The 17292-nt window shown below is 64.0% G+C and carries 14 protein-coding genes; 8 read left to right on the top strand and 6 right to left on the bottom strand.

All coding sequences use genetic code 11. The annotated features are described in order from the left end of the window. Positions 1–80: 80 nt before the first annotated feature. Positions 81–353, bottom strand: a complete 273-nt coding sequence (locus FJ988_RS25430; RefSeq protein WP_140821135.1) for an usg protein — start codon at positions 351–353, stop codon at positions 81–83. 306 nt (positions 354–659) lie between these two features. Here FJ988_RS25430 and acs point away from each other — a divergent pair, with 306 nt between their 5' ends. Both acs and FJ988_RS25420 read left to right on the top strand, forming a co-directional pair. After that, a complete protein-coding gene (acs, locus tag FJ988_RS25425) occupies positions 660–2615 on the top strand; it encodes an acetate--CoA ligase (RefSeq protein ID WP_140821133.1) in 1956 nt (651 codons plus the stop codon). Beyond that, on the top strand, positions 2615–3370 hold the full coding sequence (locus tag FJ988_RS25420) for an MOSC domain-containing protein (RefSeq protein WP_140821130.1): 756 nt from the start codon (positions 2615–2617) through the stop codon (positions 3368–3370). The genes acs and FJ988_RS25420 overlap by 1 nt, the downstream gene beginning before the upstream one ends. Before the next feature lie 138 nt (positions 3371–3508). Here FJ988_RS25420 and FJ988_RS25415 read toward each other — a convergent pair whose 3' ends face one another. From FJ988_RS25415 to FJ988_RS25405, 3 genes are all read right to left on the bottom strand, one after another. After that, positions 3509–4615: an acyltransferase gene (locus FJ988_RS25415; RefSeq protein WP_181183668.1), complete on the bottom strand. Its 1107-nt coding sequence runs from the start codon at positions 4613–4615 to the stop codon at positions 3509–3511. A gap of 409 nt (positions 4616–5024) precedes the next feature. Continuing rightward, positions 5025–6386: a pilus assembly protein gene (locus tag FJ988_RS25410; protein ID WP_140821126.1), complete on the bottom strand. Its 1362-nt coding sequence runs from the start codon at positions 6384–6386 to the stop codon at positions 5025–5027. A 355-nt stretch (positions 6387–6741) separates the two neighbouring features. Further along, entirely contained in the window at positions 6742–7611 is an 870-nt protein-coding gene (locus tag FJ988_RS25405; protein ID WP_140821124.1) for a transglutaminase family protein, read from the bottom strand. Positions 7612–7888: 277 nt separating this feature from the next. Here FJ988_RS25405 and FJ988_RS25400 point away from each other — a divergent pair, with 277 nt between their 5' ends. Beyond that, a complete protein-coding gene (locus FJ988_RS25400; RefSeq protein WP_140821122.1) occupies positions 7889–8554 on the top strand; it encodes an HAD-IA family hydrolase in 666 nt (221 codons plus the stop codon). On the opposite strand, the gene FJ988_RS25395 is transcribed toward FJ988_RS25400, so the two are convergent. Next, entirely contained in the window at positions 8551–8772 is a 222-nt protein-coding gene (locus tag FJ988_RS25395) for a DUF1674 domain-containing protein (protein ID WP_140821120.1), read from the bottom strand. The genes FJ988_RS25400 and FJ988_RS25395 overlap by 4 nt on opposite strands. A 121-nt stretch (positions 8773–8893) precedes the next feature. On the opposite strand from FJ988_RS25395, the gene htpX reads away from it, so the two are divergent. Further along, positions 8894–9943, top strand: a complete 1050-nt coding sequence (gene htpX, locus FJ988_RS25390; RefSeq protein WP_140821106.1) for a zinc metalloprotease HtpX — start codon at positions 8894–8896, stop codon at positions 9941–9943. Then, positions 9886–11316, top strand: a complete 1431-nt coding sequence (locus tag FJ988_RS25385) for an RsmB/NOP family class I SAM-dependent RNA methyltransferase (protein ID WP_140821104.1) — start codon at positions 9886–9888, stop codon at positions 11314–11316. The genes htpX and FJ988_RS25385 overlap by 58 nt, the downstream gene beginning before the upstream one ends. Before the next feature lie 388 nt (positions 11317–11704). Here the strand turns inward: FJ988_RS25385 and FJ988_RS25380 are convergent, their stop codons facing one another. Further along, a complete protein-coding gene (locus FJ988_RS25380; RefSeq protein WP_140821102.1) occupies positions 11705–12625 on the bottom strand; it encodes a phytanoyl-CoA dioxygenase family protein in 921 nt (306 codons plus the stop codon). Positions 12626–12685: 60 nt separating this feature from the next. Between FJ988_RS25380 and FJ988_RS25375 the strand changes: the two genes are divergently transcribed. The 3 genes from FJ988_RS25375 (at position 12686) to purH (ending at position 17160) form a co-directional block, all read left to right on the top strand. Continuing rightward, positions 12686–13543, top strand: coding sequence for an AraC family transcriptional regulator (locus tag FJ988_RS25375; RefSeq protein WP_407067706.1), 858 nt, complete (start codon positions 12686–12688; stop codon positions 13541–13543). A gap of 152 nt (positions 13544–13695) precedes the next feature. Beyond that, positions 13696–15441 carry a heparinase II/III family protein gene (locus FJ988_RS25370; RefSeq protein ID WP_181183667.1) on the top strand — a complete coding sequence of 582 codons (1746 nt, stop codon included), beginning with the start codon at positions 13696–13698 and terminating at the stop codon, positions 15439–15441. A gap of 102 nt (positions 15442–15543) precedes the next feature. Next, complete coding sequence (purH, locus tag FJ988_RS25365; RefSeq protein WP_140821098.1) at positions 15544–17160, top strand: bifunctional phosphoribosylaminoimidazolecarboxamide formyltransferase/IMP cyclohydrolase; 1617 nt, start codon at positions 15544–15546, stop codon at positions 17158–17160. The last annotated feature ends 132 nt before the right edge of the window (positions 17161–17292 follow it).

The following is a 17292-nucleotide window of genomic DNA, read 5'->3' as shown; positions in this document are numbered from 1 at the left end:
AGCGATGGCGCATTTCCGCTAACCACCAAGGCATGCGGGTACATCACGCAAACAGTCCGCTGACACTTCTGCGCCACCGCTCAGTGCACCAAAAACTCCCCGTCCACCTTCCGCCATTCATTCGGCGCGATCAGCTTCTGGTGCGTGTAGGTCACCGAATGCAGCGGTCCGTCGAGCTTGGTCTTCCAGAACTCGATGAAGCGGATCAGCACCGGGAACTTCGGTGCGATGTCGTAGTCCTGCCAGATATAGCTTTGCAGCAAATGCGGGTGGTCGGGGAAGTGATAGAGAATCTTGGCCGTGGTCAGCCCATAGCCCCTGAGCATCAGGTCCATTTCACAATGGTCGTGCATCGCAGCCCCCTTAAGGCATCGATCTCCTTTCCTCCCGCTTCCGATTCTGCGCTTAGTTGCTTAACTGTCTATTGATTTTTTCTGATCGCAGCCGGCATTTCCTTCGCCAAAACATGTAGTTAGCAGCGTTGGAGCGCGAGTGCTGACAGGCTGTTCGGTTGCCCCTGCGTCATCCCGCCACGCGAATCCAACGTCTAATGTTGCCGTCGGCGTGGAACTGTTAATAATGCCCGCGAAATTCGCGGCTGCTTCGCCGCGACCGACGGCGCCCAGGCCGGCGGAACGGTTCGGGAGGAAAGCAAAAAAATGTCCGAGGTTCATGTCCACCGCGTCCAGCCGGCGTGGAAGAAGAACGCGCTGATCGACAACGACACCTATCTCAAATGGTATGCCGACAGCGTGAAGAACCCGGACAAGTTCTGGGGCAAGCACGGCAAGCGCATCGACTGGTTCAAGCCCTTTACCAAGGTCAAGAACACCTCATTCGACGGCAAGGTCTCGATCAAATGGTTCGAGGACGGCCTGACCAACGTCTCCTACAACTGCATCGACCGACACCTGAAGAAGCGCGGCAACCAGACCGCCATCATCTGGGAAGGCGACAATCCCTACGACGACAAGAAGATCACTTACAACGAGCTTTACGAGCATGTCTGCCGGCTCGCCAACGTGATGAAGAAGCACGGCGTCAAGAAGGGCGACCGCGTCACAATCTACATGCCGATGATCCCGGAAGCGGCGTACGCGATGCTTGCCTGCACACGCATCGGCGCCATCCACTCGATCGTCTTCGGCGGCTTTTCGCCCGACGCGCTGGCCGGCCGCATCGTCGACTGCGAATCGACCTTCGTCATCACCGCCGACGAAGGCCTGCGCGGCGGCAAGGCCATCCCGCTGAAGGAGAACACCGACAAGGCGATCGATATCGCCGCCAAGAACTTCGTCATGGTCGACAAGGTTGTCGTCGTGCGCCGCACCGGCGGCAAGGTCGGCTGGGCGCCGGGCCGCGACGTCTGGTACCACGACGAGGTCGCCTCGGTGAAAGCCGAATGCAAGCCCGAGAAGATGAAGGCCGAGGATCCGCTGTTCATCCTCTACACGTCGGGTTCAACGGGTAAGCCGAAGGGCGTGCTGCACACCACCGGCGGCTACCTCGTCTACGCCTCGATGACGCACCAATATGTCTTCGACTATCATGACGGCGACATCTACTGGTGCACCGCCGATGTCGGCTGGGTGACCGGCCACAGCTACATCGTCTACGGGCCGCTGGCCAACGGCGCCACGACGCTGATGTTCGAGGGCGTGCCGAACTACCCCTCGCAGTCGCGCTTTTGGGAAGTCATCGACAAGCACCAGGTCAACATCTTCTACACCGCCCCGACCGCCCTGCGCGCCCTGATGGGCGCCGGCAACGACCCGGTGAAGAAGACCTCGCGCAAGTCGCTGCGCGTGCTGGGTTCCGTCGGCGAGCCGATCAACCCGGAAGCCTGGGAGTGGTATTTCAACGTCGTCGGCAACGGCAAGGTGCCGATCGTCGACACATGGTGGCAGACCGAGACCGGCGGCATCATGATCACGCCGCTGCCGGGCGCCACGCAGTTGAAGGCCGGCTCGGCCACGCGGCCCTTCTTCGGCATCAAGCCGCAGTTGGTCGACGGCGAAGGCAAGGTGCTGGACGGCGCCACCGACGGCAATCTCTGCATTGTCGATTCCTGGCCGGGCCAGATGCGCACCGTCTATGGCGACCACGACCGCTTCGTGCAGACCTATTTCTCGACCTACAAGGGCAAGTACTTCACCGGCGACGGCTGCCGCCGCGACGCCGACGGCTATTACTGGATCACCGGCCGCGTCGACGACGTCATCAACGTCTCCGGCCACCGCATGGGCACGGCCGAGGTGGAGTCGGCGCTGGTCAGCCACGAGAAGGTTTCGGAAGCCGCCGTCGTCGGCTACCCGCACGACATCAAGGGCCAGGGCATCTACAGCTATGTCACCTTGATGAAGGGCGTGGAGCCGAGCGAGGAATTGCGAAAGGAGCTGATCGGCCATGTCCGCAAGGAGATCGGCGCCATCGCCTCGCCCGACAAGATCCAGTTCGCGCCCGGCCTGCCGAAAACCCGCTCCGGCAAGATCATGCGCCGCATTCTGCGCAAGATCGCCGAGGACGATTTCGGCGCGCTCGGCGACACCTCGACATTGGCCGATCCGGCCGTCGTCGACGATCTCGTCGCCAACCGGCAGAACAAGAAGGCCTGATGGATAAAGAGGCCGCACTCGGCGCCGTCAGCCAGCTCTGGCGCTATCCGGCAAGCTCGCTCGCCGGCGAGCGGCTCGACGCCATCTCCGTCGGCGCAACGACCGTCGACGGCGACCGGCTGTTCGGCCTCGTCGATGCCGACGGCGAGATCGCGCGGCCGGACCGCGAAGCGAGGTGGCACAAGGCGCCGTTGCTGCGCACCCGGCTGACCGGGGACCGGCGCCTGGAAGTATCGATACCCGGCGGCGACTGGCTGCCGGCGCCCGACCCTCGAAGCGATCGCGCCATCTCCGCCTTTCTCGGCTTCGAAGCGTCGATCCGCCCGTTCGGCGCGGAGCAGGCCGCGCCCTCCTATGTCGGCCCGCTGACCGAGGCCCGCTACGCCAAGGCGCCGATCCACCTGCTTACCACCGCCTCGCTGGCGCGGTTGAAGGCGCTGCATCCGGAAGGCGCGCCCGACCCGCGCCGTTTCCGGCCCAACATCGTCGTCGACATGGCGCCGATCGAAGGGTCTTTTCCCGAAACCGAATGGATCGGCCGCAAGCTCGCCATCGGCGACCTTTTGCTCACCGTCTCGGAGCCGTGCCGCCGCTGCGGCTTCACCATCATTGCGCAGGACGGCTTCGACAACGACCCCGGCATCCTGCGCAATGTGGTGCGCCACAACGCCCACAATCTCGGCGTCTATTGCACCGTCGACCGGCCGGCGCGCATCGAGATCGGCGCGCCGATGCGATTTCTGTCAAGCAGTTGAAAAGTGGGTACGCGCCGCTTCGAAGAACGGCCCGTCTGCTATTCCATTAGACGAGGCGCCCATAAGAGCCGCCCTCAGCCCGGCCAGAGCAATTCCAGAGAAAGCGTGAGCGGCGTCGAAAAAACATGATGGAGCGGATCAGCTTGCCGCTTCCGGCGCCGGGAGGCGACGCGAACCAAAATCCGCGAGGTTTGCCAAGCGCTTCCCCAGCGCTATGCCGGGCGTCTCGATAAGCCAATGGCTGAGCGTCGCGAGAACAATGCTCAGCGGGATGATGACCGCGGAAATGATGAGCCCTGCAGTTACGGTATCGAGAGACAGCAGCGCTTTCGGCACCAGATACGGCATATAGAAGAAGGGCACATTCCAGAGGTAGATGCCGAAACTCAGCTTCCCGAGAAATTGCGGCACCCGCGACACGAGCACGGGCGACGTGGCCGCTCTGTCATCGTGATAGAGCAGCGCCAACAAGACAAAGCCGAGAGCCGCCGTCTCCAGATCCATTCCACCGACGCATTGCCGAAGAAAGACGAAGGCAACGACGACGGGCACCCAACCGACAGGCTTGGCCAACGACGCCACGACACTCCCAACCCGGCTCGGCGCCAAGCTACCCAGCACGAAAAGATAGCCGAATTGGCCAAGCAATGGAGCTATGAACACCTCATGGTTCTTTCTCGCGATAAAAGCCACGGCCAACACAGCGAGGATCCCCCAGGCGCCCCACTTCCGATGCAGCAGGCCCACGATGAGCAGGAGCGGAAGCGCAAGCATCTCCACCTGCAAGGTCCAACTCGGGCCGACGACATCGAAGTTCCACAGTGCCATGTTGCCGGCAATATCGCCCCATGAGAAGGCGGACGGGGTAACCGCTGCGGTCACCGCGACGCACGGGATCAAGCCTGGATAGATGCGCAGAGCGCGCTTGATGGCAAAAGAAGTTGACACCGCCAGCCACGTACCCTTGGCCGCATCCAACGACCGGACGAGTACGCAGCCGCTTAGCAGAAAGAACAGCTCCACGGCCGCCGCGCCATTGAAGGTCGAGAGCCAGACCTTCACCCAAATATCGCTGGCGTCCACCTCCCAGAACGTCTTTGGCAACACGCGCTGAATGAGCCCATGATCGACCAACAAGATGGCGTGATATACGATGACCGCGAGCGCCGCATAAGCTCGGATCCCATCAAGTGCCTGTAGACGTTGCTTCGAGCCGGCCCCCATTGTTTCGGCCTGTACAACCAATAGTATTTGTCTTCAATCCCTCGAGAAACATCAGCGGTCTCGCAGGAAGGCAGCGATCCGTCGGCATGGTTGCGCCAAGCCAAGGCCCAAGGCGAAAGGCCCGCAGTGGTCGCGGCAAAAATCGGCACCCCTTGTCTTTTGCCGCGACGCACCCCATCATCTGGGTGTGTTCAACGAACTGAAAGGAGGTGATCCGATGTCGAGTGATTTCGTTTCCTATAACGTGAGCTCAGCGGATTGCACTTCCGGGAAGCAGTCTTCCCGTTAAGGCGCGAGACGCGCGGCAGGTAGCCCGAAGGGGTTATCGCCAGAGCCGCGTCATGGACGGAAACACGGAAGGCCGCCGGCTTCGCGAGAAGCGGCGGCCTTTTCCTTTTGGAACGCGTGAGTTCCAGGCGGCGTCCGACCGCTACTTGGTCACTGTGAGGTTGTCGATGTTGCGAACGATCGACTGGAAGGCCTGATCGAGTTCCGCGCCGTTGGCTGCCTGATAGAAATGCTTGCTGTTTGCCGTATCGGGGCTGGCGCAGGATTGCAGTGTCGACTTGGCGTTCGTCTCGGTCAGCGCGAAGCCGATGGTGAAAATCTCTATGCCCTGGTCGCGCATAGCCGAGCATAGCGTCGTCGCCGCCGTGCGCGTCTGCACCTTGCCGGCATCGTTGTAGACCTGATTGACGTTGTCGGCATCGAAATAGGACAGGTTGAATTCGCCGTCGGTCATCAGGATCACGTATTTGGCCACCTTCTTCGGATCCATCTTGGCCGGCCGTTGCGAAGCGTTCATCACGCTGCCCCAGTTTTCCGAAAGCATGTACCAGGCCCATTGCACCCCGATATGGCCGGCAGTGCCGCCGGACGCGACAAGATTCTTGATCACGCTGTTCAGCGTGGAGGCATTTGCCGTCAGCGGCTGAACCGTCGCGACCGGACAGGCTGCCGTGCCGGTCTGCTGGGCGAAGGCGGACAAAAAGAGATCGCGATTGACCATGCTGACGCCGGGCCCGGCATCCGAATACTGATAGGCGCCCTTGCGCTCGGTCGCGCAATTGTCCGGCCGGGTCGATGCCGAGACATATTTCGGGTCGCTGTTGCCCGGCGCCTGCTTGCGATCGCTTGCCTGGGTCTCGACGAAGACGGTGCTTGCGGCAAGTGAGCCGACATTGACCGAATTGGCATAAGGCACGATCGCCACGCGCACTCGCGGATTGGAGGCGCTCTGGCCGCTAAGGAACGAATTGACGGCGTTGCTCGCCGCTGTCCTGAGATCCTTGATCTTTTGCCCCGCCATCGAACCGGTGACGTCGAGCATCATCGCCACTTCGACCGTCTTGTTGGAATAGAGCGCTGTGGTCGAAGCCGTCACCCGGCGCATGTCGCCGGTGCTGAATACCGGAAAATAGAGCCCGACATCGACATGCGCATCCGCCTGCACGGTGCTGGCCGTCCTGTCGACGGTGAGCTTGTCGAGCACGATCTGGTTGGTCTGCAGGATGCCGGCGTTGCTGTTGGCGTCGAGGAACGACTGCACCGTTTTGTTGGCATCGGCTTCCTTGATGACGCCGAGCGTGAGATCGCGTGCCGTTGAGGTCACCGCCGCATCGACCACGCCCTGCAGGCTCGATCGCGCATTATAGAGCTGCGAGATATTGACCGCGAAGCCCACGCCCAGTGCCAGGACCGATACGGCAGCTCCGAACAGAATCGCGATGTTGCCATCACGATTCCGGGCAAAGCCGTCCACCCCACGAACGACACCTCTGAACTGCCGCATCCCTTCCGCCTCCGCTGTCTGCGGCATCGATGCCGCTCGGCAGGGGTGTTGCAGGATTTCGGCCAGCCCAGGTTCTTGCCCAATCGAACGACCATCGATAGCAGGTTAACTAATTGTTTTTATTATATTTACGAAAACAGAAAGGTAAACGACCGGTAAACGGAAAACCAATAGGATGATCCCATTCATAAAGCACTTACCATAATTGGGCCGGTGGTTCCGACCCCTCCCGCTTCGGCACAGCATGCCTGTCCCGAAGCGGTTCAAGGGCCGACATGAACCGGACTAGGACAGGTTCCGGCGCAGGTATGTTGAGATTCACGTGAGGCCGGCCTCCCCTGAATATCGACAGACCCTATGCCAGCATCTGTGCGCTCGCCGTCCGATCGATACCGTGATGCGGCGGGTTGAAGCGGTTGCTTTCCTGCTCGTAGGTCCACACCTTGAACAGCGCGAGCCGATGCGGGCCGAAACTGTGCAGCAACGGCACGTCGGTGGCGTCGCGGCCGCGCGCGATGACGACACGGCCGATCCGCGGCCGATTGTGGCGCGGGTCGAATGTGTACCATTTGCCGTCGAGGAAAACTTCCATCCAGGCCGAGAAATCCATCGGCGCCGGATCGGCGGGCACGCCGATATCGCCGAGATAGCCGTTCAGATAGCGCGCCGGAATGTTCATGCATCGGCAAAGCGTGATCGCCAGATGCGCGAAGTCGCGGCAGACCCCGACCCGCTCCTCATGCGCCTGCGCCGCAGTGCGGGTGGCGCGCGCATAGCCGTAGCCGAAGGAGAGCCGGCTGTTGACGTAATCGACGATCGCCTGAACGCGCGCCCAGCCCGGCGGCAGGTGGCCGAACAACTGCCAGGCGAGGCCGCTCAAATGGTCGGTCTCGCAATAGCGGCTGCCGAGCAGGTAGACCAGTACATCGTCGGGCAACTCAGCCACCGGCGTCTCGCGCGCCAGCGTGTTGACCTCGTCGGTTTCGCCGCTGTCCTCGATCGCCGCGTCGTAGAGGATACGGAACATCCCGGCGGGTGCGGTGAAGCGGCGGCAGACATTGCCGTGGCGGTCGTGATAGGTGCGTGTCGGCACCGAGGGCGAAGTCAGCACCCGCGTCTGCCGCTTGATGTCGCCCTGGCGTTCGGGATGGATGTCGAGCAAGGAGATAATCGGCGTCGCGGCGTCGCATTCGACGGCGATTTCATAGCCGAGCCGTATCAGCATCGCGTTCCCCCTTTTTGGTGTTGTTGGATTACAGCTCGAAGAACGCGGCAAACCGGCTGTTGTTCCTCGTCCAAGTCGAAATGCCGCCTTCCCACATGTGGCCATCGCGGCTAGAGCAATTTCAGGAAAAGTGTGAAGCGGTTGGGCGCGGCGACTTCGCCGTCGCCTTCCGTCCGAAATTGCGTCAAGACAATCCTATGAGCATTTCGCCGTTTCCGTGAAACGGTGAAATGCTCTAGGTTGCAGCCACCTCCCAGAAACAAACCCAAGGTATCCGATGTTTGCAGGCAGAAAGTTCGCCGCCTTTCTTTTCGACATGGACGGCACGGTGCTCAACTCGATCGCCGCGGCGGAACGGGTCTGGACGAAATGGGCCGAGCGCCATGGGCTGGACGTGGCCGCCTTCCTGCCGACCATCCACGGCAAGCGGGCGATCGAGACGATCGGCGCACTGAAGCTGCCGGGCGTCGACGCCGTGGCCGAAGCCGATGCGCTGCTCAAGGCTGAAATGGACGACCTCGAAGGCATCGTCCCGATCCCGGGCGCCGTCGCCTTCCTCGAATCGTTGCCTCGCGATCGTTGGGCGATCGTCACCTCGGCGCCGCGCGAGCTCGCTCTGCTGCGCATCAAGGCCGCCGGCATTCCGGTTCCGGCGACGATGGTCACGGCGGAAGACGTCAATCATGGCAAACCGGCACCGGACTGTTTTCTCCTGGCCGCCCAACGCCTGGGCGTCGAGGCGCGCGACTGCCTCGTCTTCGAGGATGCGCCGGCCGGCATCGCGGCCGGCGAAGCGTCCGGCGCATCGGTGATGGTGATCGCGGCCACGCATGTCCATCCGATGGTCACGCCGCACCCGACGATCCACTCCTATGACGAGATCGGCATAACGGTCGATGAGAAGGGCTGGCTGGCACTCGCGCTGGAACGCGCGGTCGCTTAGAAGTCCGTAGCGAGGCCTTTCACTTCCCAGTCGCCGTAGCGGCCAGGTTCCTTGCCGCCGCGGCCGCCGATCTCTTTCGGCAGATGGGCTTCCGCCTCGCGGTACGACTGGCGCCTCGCTTCGGCTTCGGCGAGCGCGCGCTGCGCTTCCGGCGTGAGCAGCTTTTGCGGCTTTTCATCCGCGTTGGCGGCTTCGGTTTTGCCTGGCTCTTCGATCATGCGATAAGTCCTTGCCGATTGAAACGGGAGCGACCGTTTCCCATCATATAGCCATGAAACATATAGCCACGAAACTGAGAGGATCGACTCCTGTTCGCCCTGACCTGAGACGGATGAAACGATGAACACGCTTCGCACCGCCATGCTTCTCGCCGCGATGACGGCGCTGTTCATGGGCGTCGGCTATCTGATCGGCGGCTCTGGCGGCATGATCGTCGCGCTTTTGATCGCCGCCGGCATGAACCTGTTCAGCTACTGGAACGCCGACAAGATGGTGCTGTCGATGAACCGCGCCGTGGAGGTCGACGCCAAGAACGCGCCCGAATTTCACGCCATCGTCGAGGCGCTGGCCAAGCAGGCCGGCCTGCCGATGCCGAAGACCTATCTGATCGACAGTCCGCAGCCCAACGCCTTCGCCACCGGCCGCAACCCCCAAAATGCAGCGGTCGCCGCATCGACGGGGCTGCTCGAGCGGCTGAGCCACGAAGAAGTCGCCGCGGTGATGGCGCATGAGCTTGCGCACGTTGAGCATCGCGACACGCTGACCATGACGATCGTGGCGACGTTTGCCGGCGCCATCTCGATGCTCGGCAATTTTGCCTTCTTCCTCGGCGGCAGCCGCGAGAACAACAACCCGTTCGGCTTCGTCGGCGTGCTCGTCGCGATGATCGTGGCGCCCTTTGCTGCCATGATCGTGCAGATGGCGGTGAGCCGCACCCGCGAATACGAGGCCGACCGGCGCGGTGCCGAGATCTGCGGCAATCCGCTATGGCTGGCGTCGGCGCTCAACAAGATCGCCCGCGGCGCCGAGGAGATCCCTAATCCGGACGCCGAGCGCAACCCGGCGATGGCGCATCTCTTCATCATCAACCCGCTGCACGGCGAGCGCATGGACAATCTGTTCTCGACCCATCCGAGCACCGAGAACCGCATCGCCGCTTTGCAGGAGATGGCGCGGCAGGAGATGGCGCGCGAGATGGGCAACACCCGGCCGGCACCGCAACGCCAAGCTTCCGCGCCGGCCAGCCAACCCGAGGAGCCGCCAGTCGGACCGTGGGGCAAGCGAACGGAGGCAGTGCAGCCTGCCGAGCCGGCGCCGCCGAAACCCAATCCATGGGGCCGCAACCCGACCGGGCCGCGCAATGTCCGGTCCAGGGGTCCGTGGTCGTGAAGCCGCCGAGGCGCCCGCATCAAGGCAATGCGCAACACCAGGCCGGCGATGAAAACGTCGCCGGCCTTGCCGCGCGCAAGGCCGCCGCGCGGCTGCTTGCCGCCGTCATCGATGCCCATACCCCGCTCGACGGCCTGACCGACAACGAGCATGGCCATCCGCAATACAAGGCGCTGGACGGCCGCGACCGCGCGCTGGTGCGCGCCATCCTGGTCACGGCGCTGCGCCATCGCATGACCATTGCCGGGCTGTTGTCCCGGCGGCTGGAAAAGCCGCTGCCGCCCAACGCCACCGCGCTCTCGCATATCCTGCATGTCGCCGCCGCGCAGATCCTGTTCCTCGATGTGCCCGACAGCGCCGCCGTCGACCTCGCCGTGACCCACGCCAAGTCGGATCCGCGCACCACGCGCTTTTCCGGCCTGGTCAATGGCGTGCTGCGCTCGCTCGCCCGCGCCAAGGACACCGAGCTTGCCCCGGCGCTGGCCGCCACCAGCGAGGCGCCGCCATGGTTCGCCGGGCGACTGACCGCGGCCTATGGGGCAGGCAAGACGCGCGCCATCCTCGCCGCGCATCGCTATGAGGCGCCTGTCGATTTCACCGTCAAATCCGATCCGGCGCTCTGGGCCGAGCGTCTAGGCGGCATCGTGCTGCCGACCGGCGCCGTGCGTGTCGAAAAGCTCGCCGCCAACGTCACCGAGCTGCCCGGCTTCGCCGACGGCGCCTGGTGGGTACAGGATGCAGCGGCCAGCCTGCCGGCGCGGCTGTTCGGCGACATAAGTGGACAGCGCGTCGCCGACCTTTGCGCCGCGCCCGGCGGCAAGACGGCGCAGTTGATCCTGGCCGGCGCCAACGTCACCGCCGTCGACACCTCGAAGAACCGGCTGGCGCGGCTCAAGCAGAATCTCGAGCGCCTCGGATTGAGCGCCGAACTCGCCCAGACCGACCTGCTCGACTACAAGCCCCCGCAACTCTTCGACGCCGTGCTGCTCGACGCACCCTGCTCCTCGACCGGCACCGTGCGCCGCCATCCCGACGTGCCCTGGACGAAGACCATGGCCGATGTCGAAAAGCTCGCCGCCTTGCAAAGGAAGCTGCTCGACCACGCCGTCCACCTCGTTAGGCCCGGCGGACGCATCGTCTTTTCCAACTGCTCGCTCGACCCGCTGGAGGGCGAGGAACTCTATCGCGCCTTCCTCGCTGAGACCGCGGGCGTGACCGACGATCCGATCCAGCCCGGCGAGTTCGCCGGCATCGATCCGTTCCTGACCCCCGAAGGCACGTTGCGCACCACGCCCGCGGACATGGACTTGGGCTCGCCTGGCATTTCCGGCCTCGACGGCTTCTTCGCCGCGCGGATGCGAAGGGCTGGATAGGATTTCTTGGCGCTGACGCTTTCGAGTGGGTGCCGGCGGATCGCAGCCTTCGACGATTACCCGAAGCTTCCGAACCTCGTCATTCCAGGGCGGAGCAAGGAGCGAAGCGACGCGCGCAGACCCTGGAATCCATTCCGTGACTTCGAAGCGTTGCAAGGGTGCAGAATTCTGCTCCGCTGCACCATACGATCAAAGTCACGGCATGGATCCTCGGGTCTGCGCGCGTCGCTCCGCTCCTTGCTCCGCCCGTGGATGACGACGTCACGGAGGCATCGGCCAGTCGCGAACCACTGCGACGATTACCGCAGCAAGCGGTGAAATCTGGCCGCGCTGGCCGTGACATGGAGCCCTCGTTCACGTGCCAGCCTCACCTGAATATCGATACATCCTAAAGCATGTCCCCTAGGCTCCAGTGGCTCCCCCACCGCGCGTCGATCTCGTCATCGACATTCTGGTAGCGGATGTCGGTAGACAGCCGGATCAGGCCTTCGGCGCTCTGGTTGGTCGTGGAGGCATGGATCATGTAGGGCGAGTGCAAGACCACGTCGCCCGCCTCGTAATCGGCCGTCAGCCAGCGCGTGTCGAACCGCTCCGCCGTTGCGGGCAGGTCCTTCGACACCCAGCCACCTTCGCCCATGTTGCGGTTATAGGCGCTGATGCGTTCTTCCGGGCTCAGCCCCGCATTGTCCCGCGCGAACTGCGCCTCCATGGCGGCGCCGACGGCGTGCGAACCTTCCAGATAGATCAGCCCGCCCATGTCGACCGGCGTGTCGCCGAGCGGTATCCAGGCCGTCACCACCCGGCTGGTGCCGCCGCGCAGATAGACCAAATCGTAATGCGCCGGCGTCGCCGTGGTGGTGCCCGGCATGGTGAAGCGCATGATCTTGCGCTTGTGCAGATAGGACAAGCCGCCGACAAAGGCGTCCATCAGGCGTGACATGCGAGGCTGCGCGCAAAAGCCTTCATAGGCGGTCGAGCGTACCAGCGCCATCAGCCGGCGATCGGCAAGCTGACGATCGAAGCCGCCGTCAGAGGCAATGCCGAGCGAGGTATCGGTCCCCGGCTTCAGCAGCCCGCTCTCGGCCAGATGCGACAGCACCCAGCCGCGAAACTGGATCACCTCGTGGCGCGGCAGCAAGCCCTTCAGCCAGAGATAGCCTTGCGCCGCATAGAGCTGGCGAAGCGACTCGATGCCGATCGAGGGCCGGGTAGGGCTGAGACGCCCCAGCCGATTCGGCGCCGTAGACAGCACCTTGTCGTTAGCGGTCAATGCGATGCTGGGAGACGATTTTGCTGCCGGTATCGACATTTCACTCACTCAAGGATTTTCGATCCAGGCAAAGAATGCCTATTATCGCGGCGATTGCCCATGGACAGAAATACCAGCCTGGATTTTTCGCTCATGACCGACCGGCATTTTGCACTGTATCGCTCGCCGCCGGCTGCGATGGCCGGGCTGGCCGTGAAGGGGATCGGCCGGCACCGCGTCAGCCGGGCCATCGTCGGACGAAAACTGCCGGACTTCGCCGTCGTCCTGGTGGAGGACGGGCAAGGCTGGCTGGAAACGAAGGCTGCCGGCAGGCAGGCGGTTGTCGCACCCAGCCTGTTCTGGCTGTTTCCGGGAAGAACGCATTCCTATGGGCCGGACGATGCCGGCTGGAGCGAGCGCTGGGCCCTGTTCACCGGCGCCATGACGCGCGACTTCACGCGCATGCGGCTCATCGCCGAGCAGGCGCCGGTCGTTGCCGTGTCGGACCTTGGCGGCATGCAGCATCTGTTCGACCGTCTGCATGCCGAACTGTCGCTGGACACCGCGCTGGCCCACGCTGAAGCCGCAGCGACACTGCATGGACTGGTCGCGCGCGCCGCCCGCCAGGCGGCGGGCGCAAGCGCCGGCGAAACCGGTCCCGATTTCCAGTTGGTGATCGAGGCGTTGCGCGCCCGCGCCATCGAACCGCTCGACCTCGAGGCGTTCGCCGCGCAATTTGCAATGTCGCCGGCGACGCTGCGCCGCAAGTTCGCGCAGCACACCGGCCTGTCGCCTAAGGCGTTCCAGCTGCGCATTCGGCTCGACCTTGCCAAGCAGTTGCTGGTGGCCGGCGATTCGCCGGTCGAAAGCGTGGCGGCGGCGGTCGGCATCCAAGACGCATTTTACTTTTCCCGCCTGTTCAGGGATCGCGAGTCCTGTTCGCCGAGCGAATTCCGGCGCCGCCACAAGCGTGGCTAAGCAACGACGCAACCGCCCCTCAACCAGCGGTATGGCGCGGTAAAGACAGGACTTTTTCTGGCACGACCGGGCTGGACCAGCGTGAAGCGGTTCACTTAGGCGAAAACCGCCTTCGCATAAATTCTTGAATCGCATAAGCTTGTGCTTGGGTAATGGGGAAATCAGGAGGGCGCTTGGCACTTGTTGCCGGCAGCACGACGCGTCTTTGGACGCTTGTCGCGAAGGAGTTCTGGCGCAAGACACGCCGGCGTTTGCGCGCTGGACCTGTCTATCGCTGGCGCTATTCCGGCCGCACGCCCGAACGTGTTCTGATCGCGCCGCCGGATCTAAGGCTCGCCGATCCGCAGATAGCACTCGAAATTTATTACGGCCGCTATCCGCTGTCCGGCCACATGGTCGAGACCGGCGGCCGCTCGCCCTTTCAGCTCGACGTGCCCAATCGCGGCTGGCAGAAATCGCTGCACGGCTTCCGCTGGCTGCGCCACATGCGCGCCGCCGGCACCGAGCTTGCCGCCGCCAATGCGCGGGCCCTGGTAAGTGACTGGATCGCCATGCATGGCAACCAGATTTCGGGCGTCGCCTGGGAACCGGGCACCACCGCCAAGCGCGTGATCGCCTGGCTGCAGCACTCCTCGGTGGTGCTGCAGGGCGCCGAATTCCCCTTCTATCGTGCCTTCCTCAAATCGCTCGCCGTGCAGATCCGCTATCTCCGCTCGATGGTGCGCGAGATGCAGGATGGCGAAGGCAGGCTGCGCGCCCGGATCGCGCTGGCCTTCGCCGCCCTGTCGCTACCGGCGCCGGCCTCGGCGCTGCGCTCCTCGACACGCTATCTGGCTGAAGAGCTTGATCGCCAGATCCTGCCGGACGGCGGCCACATCTCGCGCAACCCGATGGCGGTGCTGGAGCTGCTGGCCGACCTTCTGCCGCTGCGCCAGACTTACGCCAACCAGGCCGAGGCGCCGCCGCCGGCGCTGATCGGCGCCATCGACCGCATGCTGCCGGCGCTGCGCTTCTTCCGCCATCAGGACGGCAGCCTCGCCCGATTCAACGGCATGGGTGCCACCTTCCACGACCGCATCGCCACCATCATGCGCCATGACGACACCGCCGGCGCGCCGCTGCTGCATGCGCCGCATTCCGGTTATGAGCGCCTGTCATTGGGTGGCGTGACGGTGATCGCCGACACCGGCCTGCCGCCGCCGATCGACGTCTCGAACACTGCGCATGCCGGCTGCCTCGCTTTCGAGCTTTCGTCCGGGCGCCAGCATTTCATCGTCAATGCCGGCATCGACGCGTTCGGCGCGCCTGAGTTCCGGCCGCTGGCGCGGGCCACTGCCGCGCATTCGACCGCGACCGTCAACGACACCTCATCGGCGCGTTTCAGCCATTCGCTCCGAGTCAGCGACCTTTTGGGCTCGCCGCTGATCGGCGGCCCTCAGCATGTGCCCTGCAAGCGCCTCGACCAGAAAGGCATGCATGGCTTCGTCGCCCGCCATGACGGCTATGCCGCGCAATTCGGCTTCCTGCACGAGCGCGAGTTGAAGCTTGCCAGCGGCGGCAACGTGCTGACCGGCCGCGACCGCTTCCTGCGGCCCGGCGGCGGCGCGGTCCGCAACAATGGCCGCGACTATGTCACGCTGCGTTTCCACGTCCATCCCGACATCAACCTGCTGCAGGACGAGCACGACCGGCTGACCCTTGCCGCCTCGCAGGGCGACACCTGGGTGTTCACCTGCGCGGAAGTGGTGCCCGAGGTAGAGGAATCGATCTACTTCGCCGGCCTCGGCGGGCCGCGCCGCAGCCGTCAGATCGTGCTGGCCTTCAAGGCCTCGGAGGTTGCCGAGATCCACTGGCAGCTGACCCGCACCGACATCGCCGGCTATCCGGAAAACAACTGACATCCCGCAACAGCTTGTGAACCGGCCGCGCGGCGCTTGATTTCCTGATGTCATGTGATACGGCGCGGTCTCTTCCAATCAGCCTTGAAAGGCCGTCGACCCATGGCCGTGCCCACGAAAAACATTCCGGCGCCCGATCTCGTTCCTGTTCGCCGCGCGCTGCTTTCGGTCTTCGACAAGACCGGGCTGATCGAGCTGGCGAAGGCGCTGGCCGCCGCCGGCGTCGAGCTGGTCTCGACCGGCGGCACGGCCAAGGCGATCGCCGAGGCTGGCCTGGCGGTGCGCGATGTTTCGGAAATCACCGGCTTTCCCGAGATCATGGACGGCCGGGTGAAGACCTTGCACCCTTCGGTGCATGGCGCGCTGCTCGGCATCCGCGACGACGCCGACCATGCCAAGGCGATGCGCGACCATCACATCGAGCCGATCGACCTCGTCGTCTCCAATCTCTACCCGTTCGAGGAAGTGCGCCGCTCCGGCGCCGGCTATGCCTCGATCGTCGAGAACGTCGATATCGGCGGTCCGGCGATGATCCGCGCCTCGGCCAAGAACCATGCCTATGTCGCCATCGTCACCGACCCGGCCGACTATGCGGCCGTGCTCAACGCGCTGGAGATGAACCTCGGCTCGTTGTCGCTGGATTTCCGCAAGATGCTGGCCGCCAAGGCCTTCGCCCGCACCGCCACCTACGATGCGGCGATCTCGAGCTGGTTCGCCGAAGCGCTTGAGATCGAGCATCCGACCTGGCGCGCCTTTGGCGGCCGTCTCGACCAGGTCATGCGCTATGGCGAGAACCCTCACCAGAGCGCGGGCTTCTACCTGTCGGGCGACAAGCGCCCGGGCGTCGCCACCGCCAGACAGCTGCAGGGCAAGCAACTCTCCTACAACAACATCAACGACACCGACGCCGCCTTCGAACTGGTCGGCGAATTCGATCCCGCCCGCTCGGCGGCGATCGCCATCATCAAGCATGCCAACCCCTGCGGCGTCGCCGAGGGCGAGACGCTGAAGGCGGCCTATGCCAAGGCGCTGGCCTGTGATCCGATCTCGGCCTTCGGCGGCATCGTAGCGATGAACCGCGTCCTCGACGCCGAGGCGGCGGAGGAGATCGTGAAAACCTTCACCGAGGTCATTATCGCGCCCGACGCCACCGACGAAGCGGCCGCGATCGTCGCGGCGAAGAAGAACCTGCGCCTTCTGGTCACTGGCGGCCTGCCCGACCCGCGCGCCGCCGGCACGACGGTGAAATCCGTCGCCGGCGGGCTCTTGGTGCAGGGCCGCGACAACGCCGTGGTCGACAACCTCGATCTCAAGGTGGTGACCAAGCGCGCGCCGACACCGGCCGAGCTGGCCGACCTCAAATTCGCCTTCCGCGTCGCCAAGCACGTCAAGTCGAACGCCATCGTCTATGTCAAGGACGGGGCGACGGTCGGCATCGGCGCCGGCCAGATGAGCCGCGTCGATTCCTCGCGCATCGCCGCCCGCAAGGCGCTCGACGCAGCCGAAGCCGCCGGCCTCGCCGAACCGCTGACCAAAGGCTCCGTCGTTGCGTCGGACGCCTTCTTCCCCTTCGCTGACGGCCTGCTGTCCGCCATCGAAGCCGGCGCCACCGCCGTCATCCAGCCCGGCGGCTCGATGCGCGACGACGACGTCATCGCCGCAGCGGATGAGCACGGCATAGCCATGGTGTTTACCGGGGTAAGGCATTTCCGGCATTGAGCGCCACTTCCCTTCTCCCCTTGTGGGAGAAGGTGGATCGGCGCACTAGCGCCGAGACGGATGAGCAACTGTGTTTGTCAGAACCTGTTTGGATTCCAAGGTTCGTTGTTTCGGATCATTGCACTGAGGATG

Source organism: Mesorhizobium sp. CU3, assembly GCF_006442965.1.
In the GTDB taxonomy this organism is placed as follows: domain Bacteria; phylum Pseudomonadota; class Alphaproteobacteria; order Rhizobiales; family Rhizobiaceae; genus Mesorhizobium.
This window is presented reverse-complemented; position numbering and strand designations above follow the sequence as displayed.